Genomic DNA, 16755 nt, shown 5'->3' with positions numbered 1-16755 from the left:
ACAAAATATCGGAACCAATGTTTCATTACCGCCAGGATCACGGTCGTGGGAGATGACCGCCCGATCGACCACAACCGGGACAAAACGAACACCGGCACTTTCAATAATGCATGATCCCGGCGCAAGCTGAAGAGCAAGAGGGTCATGCTGGGACGGGAGGACATCATGGCACACGACAATCCGGACGCTCGGCCGGAGGCGAAACTCGATGTGATCACCATCGGCCGCTCCTCCGTCGATCTCTATGGTCAGCAGATCGGCTCGCGGCTGGAGGATATCGCATCCTTCGCCAAGTCGGTGGGCGGCTGCCCGGCCAACATCGCCATCGGCACGGCACGGCTGGGACTGAAATCCGGCCTCATCACCCGCGTCGGCGACGAACAGATGGGCCGTTTCATCCGCGAACAGTCGGCGCGCGAAGGTGTCGCCGTCGACGGGATCGCGACGGACAAGGAGCGCCTGACAGCGCTGGTGCTGCTCGCGGTCGAGGCCGAGGGCGTCTCGCCGATGATCTTCTATCGCTCCGATTGCGCCGACATGGCGCTGGAGGAGAGCGATATCGACGAGGACTTCATCAAGTCCTCCGCTGCCGTTCTGGTTTCCGGAACGCATTTCTCCAAGCCGAACACCGAGGCCGCACAGCGCAAGGCAATCCGTATCGCCAAGGCGAACGGCCGCAAGGTGATTTTCGATATCGATTACCGGCCGAACCTCTGGGGCCTCGCCGGCCATGCCGAGGGGTTCGAGCGCTATGTGAAGTCGGATCGCGTTTCCTCGAAGATGAGGGAGACGCTACCGGATTGCGACCTGATCGTCGGTACGGAAGAGGAGATCATGATCGGTTCGGGCGTCGACGACGTGCTCGGCGCGCTGAAGGAAATCCGCCGCCTGTCGCCCGCGATCATCGTGCTGAAGCGCGGTGCCATGGGCTGTATCGTCTATGAAGGCCCGATCTCGGACGACCTCGAGGCCGGCATCGTCGGCGACGGATTCCCGATCGAGGTGTTCAATGTGCTCGGCGCCGGCGATGCCTTCATGTCCGGCTTCCTGCGCGGCTATCTGCGCGGTGAACCGCTGAAGACCTGCGCCACATGGGCGAATGCCTGTGGCGCCTTCGCTGTCTCCCGTCTGCTCTGCTCGCCGGAATATCCGACCTGGACAGAGCTCGATTTCTTCCTCAAGACGGGCAGCAAGCACCGGGCATTGCGCAAGGATGAGGCGATCAACCACGTCCATTGGGCGACGACCCGTCGCGGTGACGAGATCCCGCTGCTGATGGCGCTTGCCATCGATCACCGCTCGCAGCTCGTCAGCGTTGCCGACGAACTGGGTGTCGGCCATGACAGGATCGTTGCTTTCAAGCGACTGGCCGTCGAGGCGGCGGCGCGGGTGGCCGACGGCCGGCCTGGCTACGGCATGCTGATCGATGAGCGCTTCGGCCGCGATGCCTTCTTCGATGCCGCAACCAAGAATTTCTCCTGGATTGGACGGCCGGTCGAACTGCCGGGATCGAAACCGCTGAAATTCGAGTTCAGCCAGGATATCGGTTCGCAGCTCGTCGAATGGCCGCTCAATCATTGCATCAAATGCCTCTGCTTCTACCATCCGGACGATCCGAAGGAATTGAAGGCGGAGCAGCAGGAGAAGCTGCGGACGCTGTTCGAGGCAGCGCGAAAGGTCGGCCGCGAACTGCTGGTCGAAATCATCGCCGGCAAGAATGGTCCGCTCACCGACGACACGATCCCGACCGCCATGGAAGAGCTCTATGCGCTCGGCATCAAACCGGATTGGTGGAAACTGGAGCCGCAGGAATCGACCGCCGCGTGGAAAAAAATCGATGCCGTGATCGCCAAAAATGATCCATGGTGCCGGGGTATCGTGTTGCTCGGTCTGGAGGCACCGGCAGAGGAACTGATCCGCAGCTTCGAGGCGACGCTGGCCGCACCCTCGGTCAAGGGTTTCGCCGTCGGGCGAACGATCTTTTCCGATGCGGCGCGGGCCTGGCTGTCAGGCAGCATGAACGACGAGGAAGCGATTGCCGACATGGCCAGCCGCTTCCGGCAACTGACCCAGGCGTGGCTGAAAACCCGCGGCCTGCAATAGTTTAAAAGCATTTGGGAGGCGCCCCATGGGCAAGACGATCCGATTGACGATGGCGCAGGCCGTCGCACATTTCCTCAAGAAGCAGATGACCATCATCGACGGGCAGAAGCAGCCGATCTTCGGCGGCGTCTGGGCGATCTTCGGTCACGGCAACGTCGCCGGCATCGGCGAGGCGCTCTATCAGGTGCGCGAGGAGCTGCCGACCTATCGCGCTCACAACGAGCAGGGCATGGCCCATGCCGCCATTGCCTATGCCAAGGCGAGCTTCCGCCAGCGCTTCATGGCCTGCACAACATCGATCGGCCCCGGCGCGCTGAACATGGTGACTGCCGCAGGTGTCGCGCATGTCAACCGCATCCCCGTTCTCTTCCTCCCCGGCGACGTCTTCGCCAACCGCGCGCCCGATCCGGTGCTGCAGCAGATCGAGGATTTCGGCGACGGCACGGTCTCCGCCAATGATGCCTTCCGCCCGGTTTCGCGCTATTTCGACCGCATCACCCGGCCGGAGCAGATCATCACGGCGCTGAAGCGCGCCATGCAGGTACTGACCGATCCGCTCGATTGCGGTCCGGTGACCCTGTCGCTTTGCCAGGATGTGCAGGCGGAAGCCTTCGACTATCCCGAGAGCTTCTTCGAGGAACATGTCTGGACGACGCGACGCCCGCAGCCGGATGCCGACGAGCTGGCGAATGCCGTTGCGCTGATCCGCAAATCCGAAAAGCCTGTTATCCTTGCCGGCGGCGGCGTGCTCTATTCACAGGCGACCAAGGAACTGACTGCTTTCGCCGAAGCGCATGGCATCCCCGTCGTCGTTACGCAGGCCGGCAAGTCGGCGATCGACGAGAGGCATCCGCTGGCGCTCGGCTCGGTCGGCGTCACAGGCACGTCGGCCGCCAATGCCATTGCCGAGGACACCGATTTGGTGATCGCCGTCGGCACCCGGTGCCAGGACTTCACCACCGGCTCCTGGGCGCTATTCAAGAACGAAAAGCTGGCGTTGATCGGCCTCAACATAGCGGCCTATGACGCGCTGAAGCACGATAGTCACCCACTGGTGACGGATGCGCGCGAAGGTCTGAAGGCACTCGGCGCCGGCCTTGCCGGCTGGCGGGCTCCGGCCTCGCTCGCGGAGCAGGCAACGCGGGAGAAGAAGGTCTGGATGGAGGCCGCCGCCAAGGCGATGGCGACCACGAATGCCGCCCTGCCCTCCGACGCCCAGGTGATCGGCGCTGTCACACGCACGCTCGGCGGCGATAAAACCATCGTGCTGTGCGCCGCCGGCGGCCTGCCGGGCGAGCTGCACAAGCTCTGGCCGGCAACCGCGCCCGGCAGCTACCACATGGAATACGGCTTCTCCTGCATGGGTTACGAGATCGCTGGCGGCCTCGGCGCAAAGATGGCGCGGCCGAACAAGGACGTTGTCGTCATGGTTGGCGACGGCTCCTACATGATGCTGAATTCGGAGCTGGCGACCTCGGTCATGCTCGGCCTGAAGCTCACAGTCATCCTCCTCGATAACAGGGGCTACGGCTGCATCAACCGGCTGCAGATGGCAACCGGCGGCGCGAACTTCAACAATCTGCTGAAGGATTCGTACCATGAGGTGATGCCGGACATCGACTTCAGGGCGCATGCCGCGAGCATGGGCGCGGTTGCCGTGAAAGTCGCCTCCATCGCCGAACTGGAACAGGCGATCGAGGCATCGAAGAAGAACGAGCGCACCTCGGTCATCGTCATCGACACCGATCCGCTGATCACGACGGATGAAGGCGGTCACTGGTGGGACGTCGCCGTTCCCGAAGTCAGCCCCCGGCTTGAGGTCAACAAGGCCCGTGCCGCCTACGAAAAAGCGCGCGCCGTCCAGCGTATCGGCTGATCGATTTCTTTCATTTTTCCGGAGGAGCGTTTCGGCTCCTCCAACACTATTTTCAAGGAGACCATTGATGAAGGCCAAACTTGGCATGTCGCCCATCGCGTGGTGGAACGACGATCTTCCGGAGCTGAGCGACGACGTATCTCTCGAAGAATGCCTGCGCCAGTCACGCGGTGCTGGCTTCACCGGCATGGAACAGGGTCGGCGTTTCCCGAGCAATCCTGAGGAGATGCTGCCGATCCTGCGCGCCGCCGACGTGACGCTCTGCGGCGGCTGGTTTTCGGGCACGCTGGTCAACGAGGAACTTGCCGCCAACAAGGACCGCATCGCTCCGATGATCGCGCTGTTCAAGGCGGTCAACGCACCCTGCATCGTCTATGGCGAAGTCGGCCGCTCCATCCAGGGCGACCGCTCCAAGCCGCTCGCCACCAAGCCGCGCCTTTCGGATGAGGAGATGAAGGCCTATGCGCGCCGCGTGACCGAATTCGGCGAATGGTGCGCCGAGCAGGGCATGCCGCTCTCCTATCACCATCACATGGCCGCAGTCGTCGAAACCGAGCCGGAGCTCGACGCCTTCATGCGCTATTCCGGCGAAGGGATTCCGCTTCTGCTCGACGCGGGTCACCTCGCTTTTGCCGGCGGCGACGTCCTGCGCGCCATCGACAACCACCACGCCCGCATCAACCATGTCCACGTCAAGGATATCCGCAAGCCTGTCGTGGATGGGCTGGATCGCAGCCGGCAGTCCTTCCTCGACGCGGTGGCGCTCGGCGCGTTCACGGTGCCGGGCGACGGCTCGCTCGATTTCGGGGCCATCGTCCAGCGCCTGGCCGATTATGGCTATGAAGGCTGGTTCGTCGTCGAGGCCGAACAGGACCCGCGCAAGGCTCCGCCGCGGAAAATGGCGGAGATCGGCCATGCCGAATTGATGCGCGTCATGACGGCCGCAGGTTATACGGTGGAAACCGAGGGTTTCCCCAAGTAAGTGAGGAAGAACGCCCATGCCAAATCTCAAGGTCAAACCTGATGGCTCCCATGGCCGCGTCACCCATGTCACGCCGCAAAGCGCCGGCTGGACCTATGTCGGCTTCGATCTCCATCGCCTGAAGCCGGGCGAAACGGCCTCGGCGGAAACCGGCGATCGCGAAGTCTGCCTCGTCTGGGTCAGCGGCAAGGGAAGCGCCAAGGCGGGCGCGAAGGATTTCGGCGTGCTCGGCGGCCGCATGAGCCCGTTCGAGGGCGCGCCCCATGCACTTTACATTCCGGCCGGCTCGAGCTGGTCGGTCACGGCCGAAACCGAGCTGGAACTTGCCGTCTGCTCGGCTCCGGGCGGCGGCTCCTATGAGGCGCGCGCCATCCCGCCGGGTACGCACCCCGCGCTGACACGCGGCAAGGGCACCAACGTTCGCCATGTCAACAACATCATGCCGGAAGACGACGGCGCGGCACATTCGCTGCTTGTCGTGGAAGTGATCACGCCAGGCGGCCATACCTCGTCCTATCCTCCCCACAAGCACGACCAGGACAACCTCCCGAACGAAAGCTTCCTCGAGGAGACCTATTACCACCGCCTCAACCCGCCGCAGGGGTTCGGTTTCCAGCGCGTCTATACCGACGACCGATCGCTGGACGAGGTAATGGTGCTGGAGGACGGCGACGTGACGCTGGTGCCGAAGGGATACCATCCCTGCGCCGCGTGCCATGGCTATGATCTCTACTATCTCAACGTCATGGCTGGTCCGAAGCGCATCTGGAAATTCTACAACGCGCCGGAACACGAATGGCTGCTCAAGGCCTAACTGGCCTCCGAAAGGAAAGGCCGCGCCTCGAGAGCGCGGCCTTTCTGTTTCATGCCGGCAACAGGCCGAAGCGCCAGCCCCGGTTTCTGGCGTTGCGCGACAGCACGAGCCAGATGAGCAGGATCATTCCCGCCTCGGCAAAGACCGGTGTCATCCAGATCCCGCCTTCGCCGAAGAAGAGCGGCAAAAGAAATGTCAGCGGCAGCGTGAACAGATAGGGCCGCGACAAGCCGAAGATCGCGCCGCGTTTCGCATCGCCGACCGACTGGAAATAGGATGATAGAATGATCGCCTGGCCGAAGAGGAAGTAGGCGCCGATCGTCCATGGCAGAATACGGCCGACTTCCGCGACGATCAGCGGATCCGCGACGAAGATCGCCCCCAGATGTCCCGCCAGCATTTCGACGATCAGTTCCACCATGGCGCAATAGATCAGAGCCGAGGCCATCGCGATCAGCACGCTGCGGCCGACGCGGGCCGGAAGTGCCGCGCCATGATTGTGGCCCGATACGGTCTGCAGCGCGATGCTGAGGCCGAGAAGCGGCAGATAGGCGAAAGTCATCACACTCGTCACGATCCCATAGGCGCCAACGGTCGAGACGTAGTCGCCCTCGTGCCAGATCGACAGGTTGAAGAGGATTGCCGCCGAGCTCAACGAGATACCGATGAAGCCGAGGCTCATCGGCGCGCCGAACGCGAAGATGCCGCGCCATTCGCGCAGGTGCAGCTTCATGTCGACCGCGAGCGCACCGGGACGACGCAGGCGATATACGAGAATGATCGCCAGGCAGATGAATTGCGCGAGGATCGAACCGCCGGCCGAGCCGACGACACCCCAATGGGCCACGGCCATCAGCAGCCAGTTGGCGAAGATATTGAGCAGGGTCGAGGCAAGCGTCACCAGCGTCATGAAGCCGAGCCTCCCCTCGCAACGCAGTGCATCGACATGCAGCGACAAAAAGAAGCTGATCGGCGCGAAGGCGACCATGACGCCCATGAAGGCTTCGGCATTGGCGGCAACCGTTGCATTTCCTGCCGCCGCCATGACGATGAGCTGTCGGCCCGCCGCCCAATAGACGATGTTGATGAGGATCACGACGGCGATCGCCAGCGCATGGGCGCCGGCGAACACACTCCTTGCCCCGACACGATCCCCGGCCCCGAGGCGGCGCGCGAGAATGCTCGCCATGCCGTTCGAGACCAGCGATTGCAGCGCAATGAGCAACATCAAGGCGGGAAAGATGAGACTGACCGCAGACAGCGCGGCGGCGCCGACGTAGACGCCGAGGAAATAGGCGTCGACCACGGCAAAAAGGCCGCTGACTGTCGTGATGACGACGATCGGCGCGGCGGTTTTGGCAAAAACGCCGGGCAGCCAGCCGGTGAGGAACATGTTGGTTTCGGAATGACGTGTCATGTGAAGATCCAGGCGGAGCCGCTTGCGAAAGGCGAAGCTCGAGATTCGTTGATGACGGGATAAATCAGATGTCGAGCACCAGATGCGGCACGCCGTTCGACGTCTTGCGCGGCGAGATACCATCGGCGTCGACCTGGGCGTTGATGCGCTGTCGGAAGGCCGAAAAGCTCTCGAAGGCGACCACGTCGACCGGTTCGTCGAAGTGAATGGTGATCTTGTAAAGCCCGCCGGACTTCGCTGATAGTGCCAGAACCTTGCCGGTGAAGGCTTGGTTCAGATAGCGGCCGCGAACGGCAGCGCCGACCGCGAAGGGCGCATCGGGCCTGTCATTCGGTTTGGCCGCGAGCGCTGAGAGCGTGTTCCAGTCTCGCAGGCCATGTTGCTTGGCGATGAGCTCCAGCGCGGCGCTATGGCTCATGTCATCGCCGCGCTCAGCCATGGCCTGACGCAAACGCCGGGCCTGCACCTTTAATTCATCTATGGACGGATAGGTCGTCGTCATGAGGTCAGCCTTTGCTAAGGCACGCATTTACGACCGTGGAACGGGGCTCGCATTGCCGTCAGTCAGCATGCCCTATGTGGCTGTGACCAAAACTGCGAGGACTTCACCTTGGATTTTATCCGCGAGCGGCAGGCGCCTCAAACCGACAATCCGTATGATCGAAGCCAATGTTCCTGTCAAGCTGCATCCAAATCGGCACAAAAGGCGAACCCGTTAAAATTCTACCAATGCAATTGACGCTTCCGCAAAACCTCCGTGCAAGGTTCATGGTGTAACCGAGATGAATTCGGTCTGCTCTTCAACAGGGAATGACAATGCTTCGCGCAACGCATCTGGCGAAAGTCAAATCCGAAGTCTACGAACGGAGTTGGGAACGGTTCTTTGTCCAGAGGCCGGCGCGTCTCGTGGCGGTACGTCCCTGTCTCACCGGTATTTCCATGCGCAGCGCCGAGATCGTCGACATCTCGCGCGGCGGCGCCAGCTTCGTCGTCGCCACGACCGTCGGGCTGCCGAGCCATTACTACCTGAACATTCTCGGCCTCGCCTATCGCATCGCCTGCGCCGAAACGAGCCGCAACGGCAACCGCATCCATGTCCGCTTCATCAACCTGATCGAGCCGGAGACATTGCGCCGCGTCGTTCGCGCCGATTTCATGATCGGCAATACCGAAGCGCTCGCCGCGCGCGGCAGGAGACGGTAGGCGCAGATCCCGCAGCTTTCCGCTCTTGCAACGGCACGCCAAGCGCCTATTCTGCCGCACCTTGCAACAGAATTCGGGAAAACAAGCCAGCATGTCCGCCTTTTCGCGCTTCACGCCGCTGATCAGCGCCCTTCCCTCCACCGTGCCTTTCGTCGGCCCCGAAGCGCTGGAGCGTCAGCGCGGGCTGACGGTCAAAGCCCGCATCGGCGCCAATGAAAACGGCTTCGGCCCCGCGCCCTCGGTCATCGCAGCCATGCGCGAGCAGGCGGGCGACATCTGGATGTATAACGATCCGGAAAACTTTGCGCTGAAGCAGGCGCTCGCCGCGCATCTCGGCGTCCAGTCCGCCAATATCGCCGTTGGCGAAGGCATCGACAGCCTGCTTGGGCTTATCGCGCGCATGGTCATCGAGCCGGGCACGCCTGTCGTCACCTCGCTTGGCGGCTACCCTACCTTCAATTTCCACGTCTCGGGCTTCGGCGGCCGCCTGGTGACCGTGCCTTATGTCGACGATCGCGAAGATCTGGATGGGCTGCTTGAAGCGGTCAGACGCGAGAATGCGCCGCTCGTCTATTTCGCCAATCCCGACAATCCGATGGGAAGCTGGTGGGAGGCGGACAAGATCGTCGCCTTTGCCCGCGCCCTGCCCGAAAATTGCCTGCTCATCCTCGATGAAGCTTACAGCGAGACGGGACCAGCGAGCTCCCTGCCGGCGATCTCAACGTTGATCGATTTGCCGAACGTGCTGCGCACCCGCACATTCTCCAAGGCCTATGGTCTTGCCGGAGCCCGCATCGGCTATGCCATCGGCATGCCCGAGACGGTGCTGACCTTCGACAAGATCCGCAATCATTTCGGCATGAACCGGCTGGCGACGGTGGCGGCGCTCGCCGCGCTAAAGGATCAGGCCTATCTCGCCGAGGTCGTCCGCAAGATCCAGGCGGCTCGTGAGCAGATCGGCGTGATCGCGCGGGACAACGGGCTCCTGCCGCTTGCCTCCGCTACCAATTTCGTCGCCATCGACTGCGGCCGCGAGGGCGTTTATGCCCGCGCGATCGTCGATGGCTTGATCCAGCACGGTGTTTTCATCCGCATGCCGGGCGTCGCGCCGCTCAACCGCTGCATCCGCATCAGTGTCGGACCTGCCCAAGATCTGGATCTGCTGGCCGAAGCGCTGCCTAAGGTGCTGAAGGCGATCGGTTGAATCTCAAACGAAGAAACCGCGCCGGCCTTGTTCCGGCCGGTCGCGGTTTTCGTTGTTTCGGCGGTTCGCCTCTCCGTCGTCCGCCGACATCCCCTCTTTCGAGGTCAGCCGTCGTATTTAGTTGGCGCGCTTCAGTGCGTGGTCATCCACTCGCGGGCGGCGCGGAGCGCTGCGGCGAGCTGCATCTTGGTCAAGGTTGCGGCGACGTCGGCACGAAGCTCGGCGGCCCGCGCGCTGCCACGGATGGCCGCGATATTCAACCATTTATGGGCGGCCACGAGATCTGCGGTGCAGCCCCTGCCGGTCGCGTAGTTCACGCCCAGCTCGCAAAGGGCATCGGCGCTGTTGCCACCCATCATGGCCATTTCAGACATCGGTGTTTCGAAGCGTGCCATCGGTTTTATCCCTGTTTTACTTCTGTTCGTACTTGCCCTGTTTTTCCGTTAGGACCTTGCCGTCGTTCGCGGCTTTCCGGTCCTTCCGGCCGGCGGGTTTGCCCCGCTCGTTTGATGACCTCACAATCGCAGACGGCTTTCAAAAAACGGCTAAAATGCATGCTTAATTCGGTGCAAACAAAGTACAAATGCTTGGTAAACTTGGGATTTTGTTAAACATCGCTTGCCTTGCAAACTAAGGACTTTTGCGCGAATTTTACGTTTTGTTAGGATCTGGATTTAAACCCTTCGTTCACCACGAAATGAGCTGTAGTCATCGGAAACAGTATTTTTCGACAGGACGCTGGAGGCCAGCATAACGGGAATTTGCGCTTGGAAACCATATTTACCTTTACGTTCGCGTTAGATAATCTTGGCGTATTTCCGGTCGCAGGGCCGGACGGCACCCTGGGGAGGAACAACAAAATGATCCGTGTAACCATTCTCGCCGCGGCGCTGCTCGTCAGCGCAAGCGCAGCCTTCGCTGACGAGCCGATCGTGGGCGACTGGAAGACCGTGGAAGGCGATACCGCCGCCATCACACCTTGCGCGGACAGCTATTGCGTGACGCTGAAAACAGGCAAATATGCCGGCCGGCAGATCGGCAAGATGCAGGGCAAGGACGGCAGCTATACGGGCGAACTCACCGACCCTTCCGAGGACAAGACCTATAGCGGCTCCGGCTCCGTCAGTGGCAATACCGTCAGGATGAAGGGCTGCGTCCTGAAAATCTTCTGCAAGTCGCAGACCTGGACGAGGCTCTAGAGCAATTCCAGGAAAAGTGCGAAGCGGTTTTCCGTCCGGGATTGCGCAAAAACAACATCATGGAGCGGTGGGGCGATTCCGTGAAACGCGTAACCGCTCTAAGGAGCGCACCGTCCGAAAAATGCGTGATCCTGTGCGCCTGCCCGCGACCCTTCGGGCAGGCCTCATTAGGCGCGGCATGCAAATCGACAATCAAGTCCGGTAAGATTCATGAACGCTGGATGAACCGGTATCTCAGCACCTGTTCAGCCTGACCATGGCAAAACAGTGTCCAGTATAGGGCACGGGTAGGGTCAGGAACATGGACTCGTTTATCATGGCACGGCGTTTTGTCATCGTTATGCTGTTTGCAGCCGTCTTCGCATTCAGCTTCTCTGTTGCGGTCGAACACGCCGGCCGCAGCGGCGCGCAATCGCATTTCGGGGCAAGCTTCACCTGCCTGCAAACCGGCGCGCCTTATTGCACGACCGTGCAATAAGGAAACATCTCTCCATCCCGGATGGCTGGGCTGGAGGCACGATTGCAAGAAAATAGCTGCGAAAATCCAGAGCCGTCTCTTTCAACGTCGTTTGCTTGTTAACAACGACACTCTATAATGGCTCATGAGCAACAGAATCTCTCCTTTTTCACCCCTCGACATCTCCTCCCCCAGCCCGGTCCAGCCCCGGACCTTCGATGATTCGGCCAAGGCCGTCGACGCGCTGACGGAGCTTTACGATCGCAATACCGCCTTCCTGATCGCCAGTTTCACCGAGTTGGCCAAGGGTGCGCCGATCACGGCGCGCTACCGCGCCTTCTACCCGCAGGTCAGTATCGAAACGACGAGCTTCGGCCATGTCGACTCGCGTCTTTCCTATGGTCACGTCACCGCGCCGGGCGTCTACACGGCCACCATCACGCGTCCGCAACTGTTTCGCCATTATCTGAAAGAGCAGCTGACGCTCTTGATGCGCAGCCACAATGTACCGGTGGTCGTGTCCGAATCGTCGACGCCCATTCCGCTGCATTTCGCTTTTGGCGAAGGCGCGCATGTCGAGGCCTCCGCTGCGGCTTTCGAGGATATTCCGCTGCGCGACCTCTTCGATACGCCGGATCTGAACACGACGGACGACGAGATCGCCAACGGCGAATATATCCCGCCTCCGGGAGAGCCCTCGCCGCTCGCACCGTTTACCGCGCAACGTATCGACTATTCGCTGGCCCGCCTCTCGCATTATACCGCGACGAGCGCCGCGCATTTCCAGAATTTTGTGCTGTTCACGAACTATCAGTTTTATATCGACGAATTCTGCAAATGGGCGCGGGATCTGATGGCCAGCGGCGGAGACGGCTACACCGAGTTCGTAGAACCCGGCAATATCGTCACCAAGGCCGGCTCCAGCCGGCCCGAGGGCGATGTGACGTCGCCGCGCCTGCCGCAAATGCCGGCCTACCATCTGAAGAAGAAGGGGCATGCCGGCATCACCATGATCAATATCGGTGTCGGCCCGTCCAACGCCAAGACGATCACGGACCACGTCGCCGTGCTGCGCCCGCATGCATGGCTGATGCTCGGCCATTGCGCCGGCCTGCGCAACAGCCAGCGGCTCGGCGACTATGTGCTCGCACACGCCTATATGCGCGAAGACCATGTTCTGGACGACGATCTGCCGGTCTGGGTGCCGATCCCGGCGCTCGCCGAAGTGCAGGTGGCGCTGGAGGCGGCCGTCGCCGAAATCACCGGTTTCGAGGGCTTCGAGCTGAAGCGCATCATGCGCACCGGCACAGTCGGCACGATCGATAACCGCAATTGGGAACTGCGCGATCAGGCAGGCCCGGTCAAGCGCCTGTCGCAGGCCCGCGCCGTGGCGTTGGACATGGAGTCCGCGACCATCGCCGCCAACGGCTTCCGCTTCCGCGTTCCCTACGGCACGCTCCTCTGCGTCTCCGACAAGCCGCTGCATGGCGAACTGAAGCTGCCGGGCATGGCGACCGCCTTCTATCGCACCCAGGTGAACCAGCATCTGCAGATCGGCATCCGCGCCATTCAGAAACTGGCCGAAATGCCGCCGGAAAAGCTGCACTCGCGCAAGCTGCGCAGCTTCTTCGAAACGGCGTTTCAATAAGCCGGGCCAATAGGCTGGGGCTCTCCCCCTACCGCCCTTCTGCCGGTATCGAAACTATCTTGGCAGCGGCCGCAACTTGCGGCCGTTCGTCGTTTGGCGCCGCACCCCAGCTCAGGCACAGGATCAGCAGGGCAAAGCCCGCGAACCCCATCCAGATGCGGAACACGACCCTTCCGACATCCGCCGCGTCAAGCAGCTCTTCTTCCGACATTGTCTTCTTTTGCCAGTAGTGCACGATTGCGGCTTCCAGACCGTACATCTCCGTCTCTCCTTTCGTGACGACGGAGCTGGTCGACCGGGGTCGAGCTTTTTCGACAGGGCCGAAAATTTTTGTCATGCTGCGGATCGGGCTGTCGATTTGCGTACGGCCGGCTCGTCTATGGCTGTTATCAAATTGCGAGAGGAGCAGCTGCGATGAAATATCTCTGCCAGGTCTGGTTCGACGGTTCGATGCTCGACACCATGACCAAGGAGGAAAAGCACAGGCTCGATTCGGATTCGCTCGGCTACGACCGGGATCTGATGGCCAGCGGGCACATGATCCATGCCGAGGCGCTGCAGTCGCCAAGCTCGGCGGTTACGGTGCGGGTCCGCAACGGCGAGACCGCGGTGACGGACGGTCCCTTCATTGAGACCAAGGAATATCTAGGCGGCTTCATCCTGATCGATGCGAAGGATCTGAACGACGCAATCCGGGTTGCTGCCGGCATCCCGCTTGCAAAGCTCGGAAGCATCGAGGTGCGGCCTATCCATTCCTTCGGCTCGGATCTTTGAGGAGGCGGCGATGAAATTTCTTTGTCAGGTCTGGTTCGAGACAGCCGAGATCAGCAAGCTTTCCGAGGAGGAAGGGCGACAGCTGACGCAGGAGTCCATCGACAACGACAACCGGCTGCGCGCCAGCGGCCATATCATCGTCGCCAATGCATTGCGGGAGCCGGAGACCGCCAGAACGGTCCGGGTGCGCCAGGGCGAGACCGCGATCACCGACGGTCCCTTCGCGGAGTTGAAGGAGCATCTCGGCGGCTTCGTGTTGATCGAGGCCAGGGACATGGAGGAAGCCACGCGCATTGCCGCCACCTTCCCCGTCGCCCGCTACGGCATGATCGAGGTCCGTGCGGCCTTCGACATCCGGTTTCCGGATGAATAGGCGCTAAGGGAGAGAGCGATGCGATTTCTATGCCTGATCTACACATCAGTCGACGTCGACGGAAGGCTGACTCAAAGCGAGATGAACCATCTGATCGCCGAGCATTTCGTCTATGATGAGAGTCTGCGGCAGGACGGCCGCCTGATCGTTTCGGATGCGCTGGAACTCCGAGATAAATCGATCGTCATCCGACCGCAGGGCGACACGTTTTCGGTGACGGATGGGCCATTCGTGGAGACGAAGGAACATCTGGCCGGTTTCTATCTCATCGATGCGCCCGATCTGGATAGCGCGACCGATATCGCCAAACACATTCCCTCGGCACGCTATGGTGCCATCGAGATTCGTCCGGTGCGTATCCTGACGCTTCGGGGAGACTTAGCGGAGAAACGCTGACGCCGTGTCGCTGAACCAGACCATCGACAGCATCTATCGCAGCCATTCGCGCGGCGTGCTGGCAACGCTGATCCGCTTGCTCGGCGATTTCGATCGGGCCGAGGAGGCGCTCCACGATGCGTTCGCAGCGGCCGCGCAGCAATGGACGGAGGAGACGATTCCGGCCAATCCCTATGCCTGGCTTGTCTCCGCCGGCCGCTTTCGCGCCATCGATCACATAAGGCGGCGGGTGCGCTTCGATGCTGCCCAGGCCGATATCGCCGACAGCCTCTATCCGGAGGGGGAGACGATGGAGATCGCTGAACGCAAAGAGATCGAGGACGACATGCTGCGGCTGGTCTTCACCTGTTGCCATCCCCTCATTCCGGCGGAAGCGCAGATGGCGATGTCGCTGCGCGAGGTGTGCGGCCTGACGACGGAGGAGATCGCCCACGCCTTCCTGATTCCGGCGCCAACCGTCGCCCAGCGCATCGTCCGCGCCAAGAACCGCATCCGCGCGGCCGGCATTCCTTATGAGGTGCCTGACAAGATGGAGCTGCCGGAGCGGCTGGCCCAGGTGCTGCACGTCATCTACCTCGTCTTCAACGAGGGCTATTCCGCATCCTCTGGCGCAACGATCGTTCGCGCCGATCTCGCAGCCGAGGCCATCCGGCTCGGCCGGTTGTTGCTGCAGCTTCTGCCGGATCCGGAAGTCTCGGGACTGCTGGCGATCATGCTGTTGCAGGATTCGCGACGGCTTGCCCGCGCGGACGCCGCCGGTGAGCTGGTTTTGCTCGCCGATCAGGACCGCTCGCTCTGGGATCGCAGCAGGATTCGCGAGGGCCTGGCTCTCTCGGCCGAGGCCATGACCGCGGACGGCGTCGGCACCTACGCCCTGCAAGCCGCCATCGCCGCCGAACATGCGCGCGCCGCGACAGCAGACGACACAGATTGGCGGCGGATTGTCGCCCTCTATGACCTTTTGCTGCTGGCCAATCCCTCGCCGGTGATCGAACTCAATCGGGCGGTAGCCGTCTCGATGTGTGATGGGCCGGCAGCGGCGCTCGCCATCGTGAATAGCCTGCTCGGCGAGGAGCGTCTGGCGCGATATCACCTTGCCCACGCTGCCAAAGCTGATTTCCTGCGCCAACTCGAGCGCAACGAGGAAGCACGGCAATCCTACGAGATGGCGCTTTCGCTTTGCCAACAGGCGCCGGAGCAAGCGTTTCTGCGCAAGCGGCTGGCCGAACTGGAAGACAAAACCCGGCATTAGCCGGATCAGGCACGCTTTCTGGAAACAAGCAGACCGATGGCGGTGCCCGTCAGTGCCGAAACGACGATCAGGAGGTGGGCGTTGATGCTCGCCTGCGCCAGGTTCTCGAGCGCAGCCTTCTCGCCCGAAGCGCCGAATGCCATGGCGCCGGCGGTGATGCCGGCCGGATAGGTGCCGACACCTCCCGGCGCATGCACTGGCAGCACTGACGACAATTCGCCGCCGAGCGCGCCGCCGAAACTTGCCGATAACGGCGTGACATTCATCAGGCCGAGCGCCCAGGCAAGTACCGCGACCTTGACCAGCCAATTGACCACCGTCGTCAGCCAGGCGCGCGCAAAGGCCTGGGCATCGACAGGCAGGCCGCGCTCCAGCTCATGTACCAGCCCTTGCGCCTTCTTCGGCAGAATGCTGGCGGCAAGGCGGATCAGCGGCCGGCGCGAAACGAAAGCTGCGACCGGCAAGAACAGGAAAGCCAGCCATACGATCCAGGCCAGAACGCGGTAAGGCGAAGCAAGCGCAAGACCGACGCCGGCCGCCGCCAGCAGCGCATGCAGGTCGAGCAGCCGCATGACGAACAGCGCCGATGTGCCGCGCGCCAGCGGTATGCCGAATTCGGAGCGCATCAGCACCGGGAAACTGGTCTCCCCAGTACGGAACGGCATCATGATATTAAGCAGATTATGCACCTGCGTCACACGGAAGAGCGCTGCGAAATGGCCAGCTGTTTCCTTCGGGAAATAATCATAGATGCGCCAGGTGCGCAGGAAGTAGGTGCCGGTCAAAAGCGCTAGGGCGAGCAGGATCGGCAGAAGGCCGACCTTGCCCCACTGCGCCAGGATAGAACTCCACCCCCAGAACCATTCGATGAAGGCGGCATAAGCGACGACCACCGCGAGAGTGAGCAGCGTCATTCGGTTGCGAATAAACCAATTCTGTCGGCTGGCAACCGTCGGAGTCTTCATGTAGTTAGGGCACCCAATGCGAGCGGTGGCTGAGGCCGGACATATCGCTCGTTCCGTCCGGCAGGTTCTGCCGGTCTTTTAGGAGAAAGAAG

At 61.7% G+C, this 16755-nt stretch carries 18 protein-coding genes; 13 read left to right on the top strand and 5 right to left on the bottom strand.

Annotated features, from left to right (window positions below):
- Positions 1-165 precede the first annotated feature (165 nt).
- The 4 genes from AB8B29_RS03545 to iolB all read left to right on the top strand — a co-directional run bounded on the left by AB8B29_RS03545 (position 166) and on the right by iolB (position 5775).
- A complete protein-coding gene (locus tag AB8B29_RS03545) occupies positions 166-2103 on the top strand; it encodes a bifunctional 5-dehydro-2-deoxygluconokinase/5-dehydro-2-deoxyphosphogluconate aldolase (protein ID WP_113119214.1) in 1938 nt (645 codons plus the stop codon).
- A 25-nt stretch (positions 2104-2128) separates the two neighbouring features.
- A complete protein-coding gene (iolD, locus tag AB8B29_RS03540) occupies positions 2129-3979 on the top strand; it encodes a 3D-(3,5/4)-trihydroxycyclohexane-1,2-dione acylhydrolase (decyclizing) (protein ID WP_113119215.1) in 1851 nt (616 codons plus the stop codon).
- Positions 3980-4046: 67 nt separating this feature from the next.
- Complete coding sequence (gene iolE / locus AB8B29_RS03535) at positions 4047-4961, top strand: myo-inosose-2 dehydratase (RefSeq protein WP_113119216.1); 915 nt, start codon at positions 4047-4049, stop codon at positions 4959-4961.
- A 16-nt stretch (positions 4962-4977) separates the two neighbouring features.
- Positions 4978-5775, top strand: a complete 798-nt coding sequence (gene iolB, locus AB8B29_RS03530) for a 5-deoxy-glucuronate isomerase (RefSeq protein ID WP_047562205.1) — start codon at positions 4978-4980, stop codon at positions 5773-5775.
- Positions 5776-5824: 49 nt separating this feature from the next.
- On the opposite strand, the gene AB8B29_RS03525 is transcribed toward iolB, so the two are convergent.
- Entirely contained in the window at positions 5825-7192 is a 1368-nt protein-coding gene (locus AB8B29_RS03525; protein WP_439006152.1) for an MATE family efflux transporter, read from the bottom strand.
- Between the two features lie 64 nt (positions 7193-7256).
- Positions 7257-7694: a glyoxalase superfamily protein gene (locus tag AB8B29_RS03520; protein ID WP_047562220.1), complete on the bottom strand. Its 438-nt coding sequence runs from the start codon at positions 7692-7694 to the stop codon at positions 7257-7259.
- Positions 7695-8002: 308 nt separating this feature from the next.
- On the opposite strand from AB8B29_RS03520, the gene AB8B29_RS03515 reads away from it, so the two are divergent.
- Together AB8B29_RS03515 and AB8B29_RS03510 are read left to right on the top strand one after the other, a co-directional pair.
- On the top strand, positions 8003-8395 hold the full coding sequence (locus AB8B29_RS03515; protein ID WP_037193823.1) for a PilZ domain-containing protein: 393 nt from the start codon (positions 8003-8005) through the stop codon (positions 8393-8395).
- Positions 8396-8486: 91 nt separating this feature from the next.
- Positions 8487-9599, top strand: a complete 1113-nt coding sequence (locus AB8B29_RS03510) for a pyridoxal phosphate-dependent aminotransferase (protein ID WP_113119218.1) — start codon at positions 8487-8489, stop codon at positions 9597-9599.
- A gap of 131 nt (positions 9600-9730) precedes the next feature.
- Here the strand turns inward: AB8B29_RS03510 and AB8B29_RS03505 are convergent, their stop codons facing one another.
- Positions 9731-9994, bottom strand: coding sequence for a sel1 repeat family protein (locus AB8B29_RS03505; protein WP_034507870.1), 264 nt, complete (start codon positions 9992-9994; stop codon positions 9731-9733).
- Positions 9995-10459: 465 nt separating this feature from the next.
- On the opposite strand from AB8B29_RS03505, the gene AB8B29_RS03500 reads away from it, so the two are divergent.
- The 3 genes from AB8B29_RS03500 (at position 10460) to AB8B29_RS03490 (ending at position 12903) form a co-directional block, all read left to right on the top strand.
- The gene (locus AB8B29_RS03500; RefSeq protein WP_037193818.1) at positions 10460-10798 is read left to right on the top strand and encodes a DUF2147 domain-containing protein; all 339 of its coding nucleotides are present in this window, start codon (positions 10460-10462) and stop codon (positions 10796-10798) included.
- A gap of 316 nt (positions 10799-11114) precedes the next feature.
- Entirely contained in the window at positions 11115-11276 is a 162-nt protein-coding gene (locus tag AB8B29_RS03495; RefSeq protein WP_162693676.1) for a hypothetical protein, read from the top strand.
- Positions 11277-11400: 124 nt separating this feature from the next.
- A complete protein-coding gene (locus AB8B29_RS03490) occupies positions 11401-12903 on the top strand; it encodes an AMP nucleosidase (RefSeq protein ID WP_037193816.1) in 1503 nt (500 codons plus the stop codon).
- 28 nt (positions 12904-12931) lie between these two features.
- Here AB8B29_RS03490 and AB8B29_RS03485 read toward each other — a convergent pair whose 3' ends face one another.
- Positions 12932-13162, bottom strand: a complete 231-nt coding sequence (locus AB8B29_RS03485; protein WP_037193814.1) for a hypothetical protein — start codon at positions 13160-13162, stop codon at positions 12932-12934.
- Positions 13163-13317: 155 nt separating this feature from the next.
- Here AB8B29_RS03485 and AB8B29_RS03480 point away from each other — a divergent pair, with 155 nt between their 5' ends.
- Genes AB8B29_RS03480 through AB8B29_RS03465 form a run of 4 tightly spaced genes read left to right on the top strand, consistent with a single transcriptional unit; the run spans position 13318 to position 15698 of the window.
- Positions 13318-13677, top strand: a complete 360-nt coding sequence (locus AB8B29_RS03480) for a YciI family protein (RefSeq protein WP_037193812.1) — start codon at positions 13318-13320, stop codon at positions 13675-13677.
- A gap of 10 nt (positions 13678-13687) precedes the next feature.
- Positions 13688-14050, top strand: coding sequence for a YciI family protein (locus AB8B29_RS03475; protein ID WP_037193810.1), 363 nt, complete (start codon positions 13688-13690; stop codon positions 14048-14050).
- Positions 14051-14068: 18 nt separating this feature from the next.
- Complete coding sequence (locus AB8B29_RS03470; protein ID WP_037193807.1) at positions 14069-14446, top strand: YciI family protein; 378 nt, start codon at positions 14069-14071, stop codon at positions 14444-14446.
- A gap of 10 nt (positions 14447-14456) precedes the next feature.
- A complete protein-coding gene (locus AB8B29_RS03465) occupies positions 14457-15698 on the top strand; it encodes an RNA polymerase sigma factor (protein WP_037194392.1) in 1242 nt (413 codons plus the stop codon).
- Between the two features lie 5 nt (positions 15699-15703).
- Here AB8B29_RS03465 and AB8B29_RS03460 read toward each other — a convergent pair whose 3' ends face one another.
- Entirely contained in the window at positions 15704-16663 is a 960-nt protein-coding gene (locus AB8B29_RS03460) for a lysylphosphatidylglycerol synthase domain-containing protein (protein ID WP_037193805.1), read from the bottom strand.
- Between the last annotated feature and the right edge of the window lie 92 nt (positions 16664-16755).

The organism is Rhizobium sp. 11_C7_N12_5 (assembly GCF_051811145.1).
GTDB classification, from domain to species: Bacteria; Pseudomonadota; Alphaproteobacteria; order Rhizobiales; family Rhizobiaceae; genus Rhizobium; species Rhizobium lusitanum.
The sequence above is the reverse complement of the archived record's forward strand: the minus strand, read 5'-3'. Positions and strand labels throughout refer to the sequence as shown.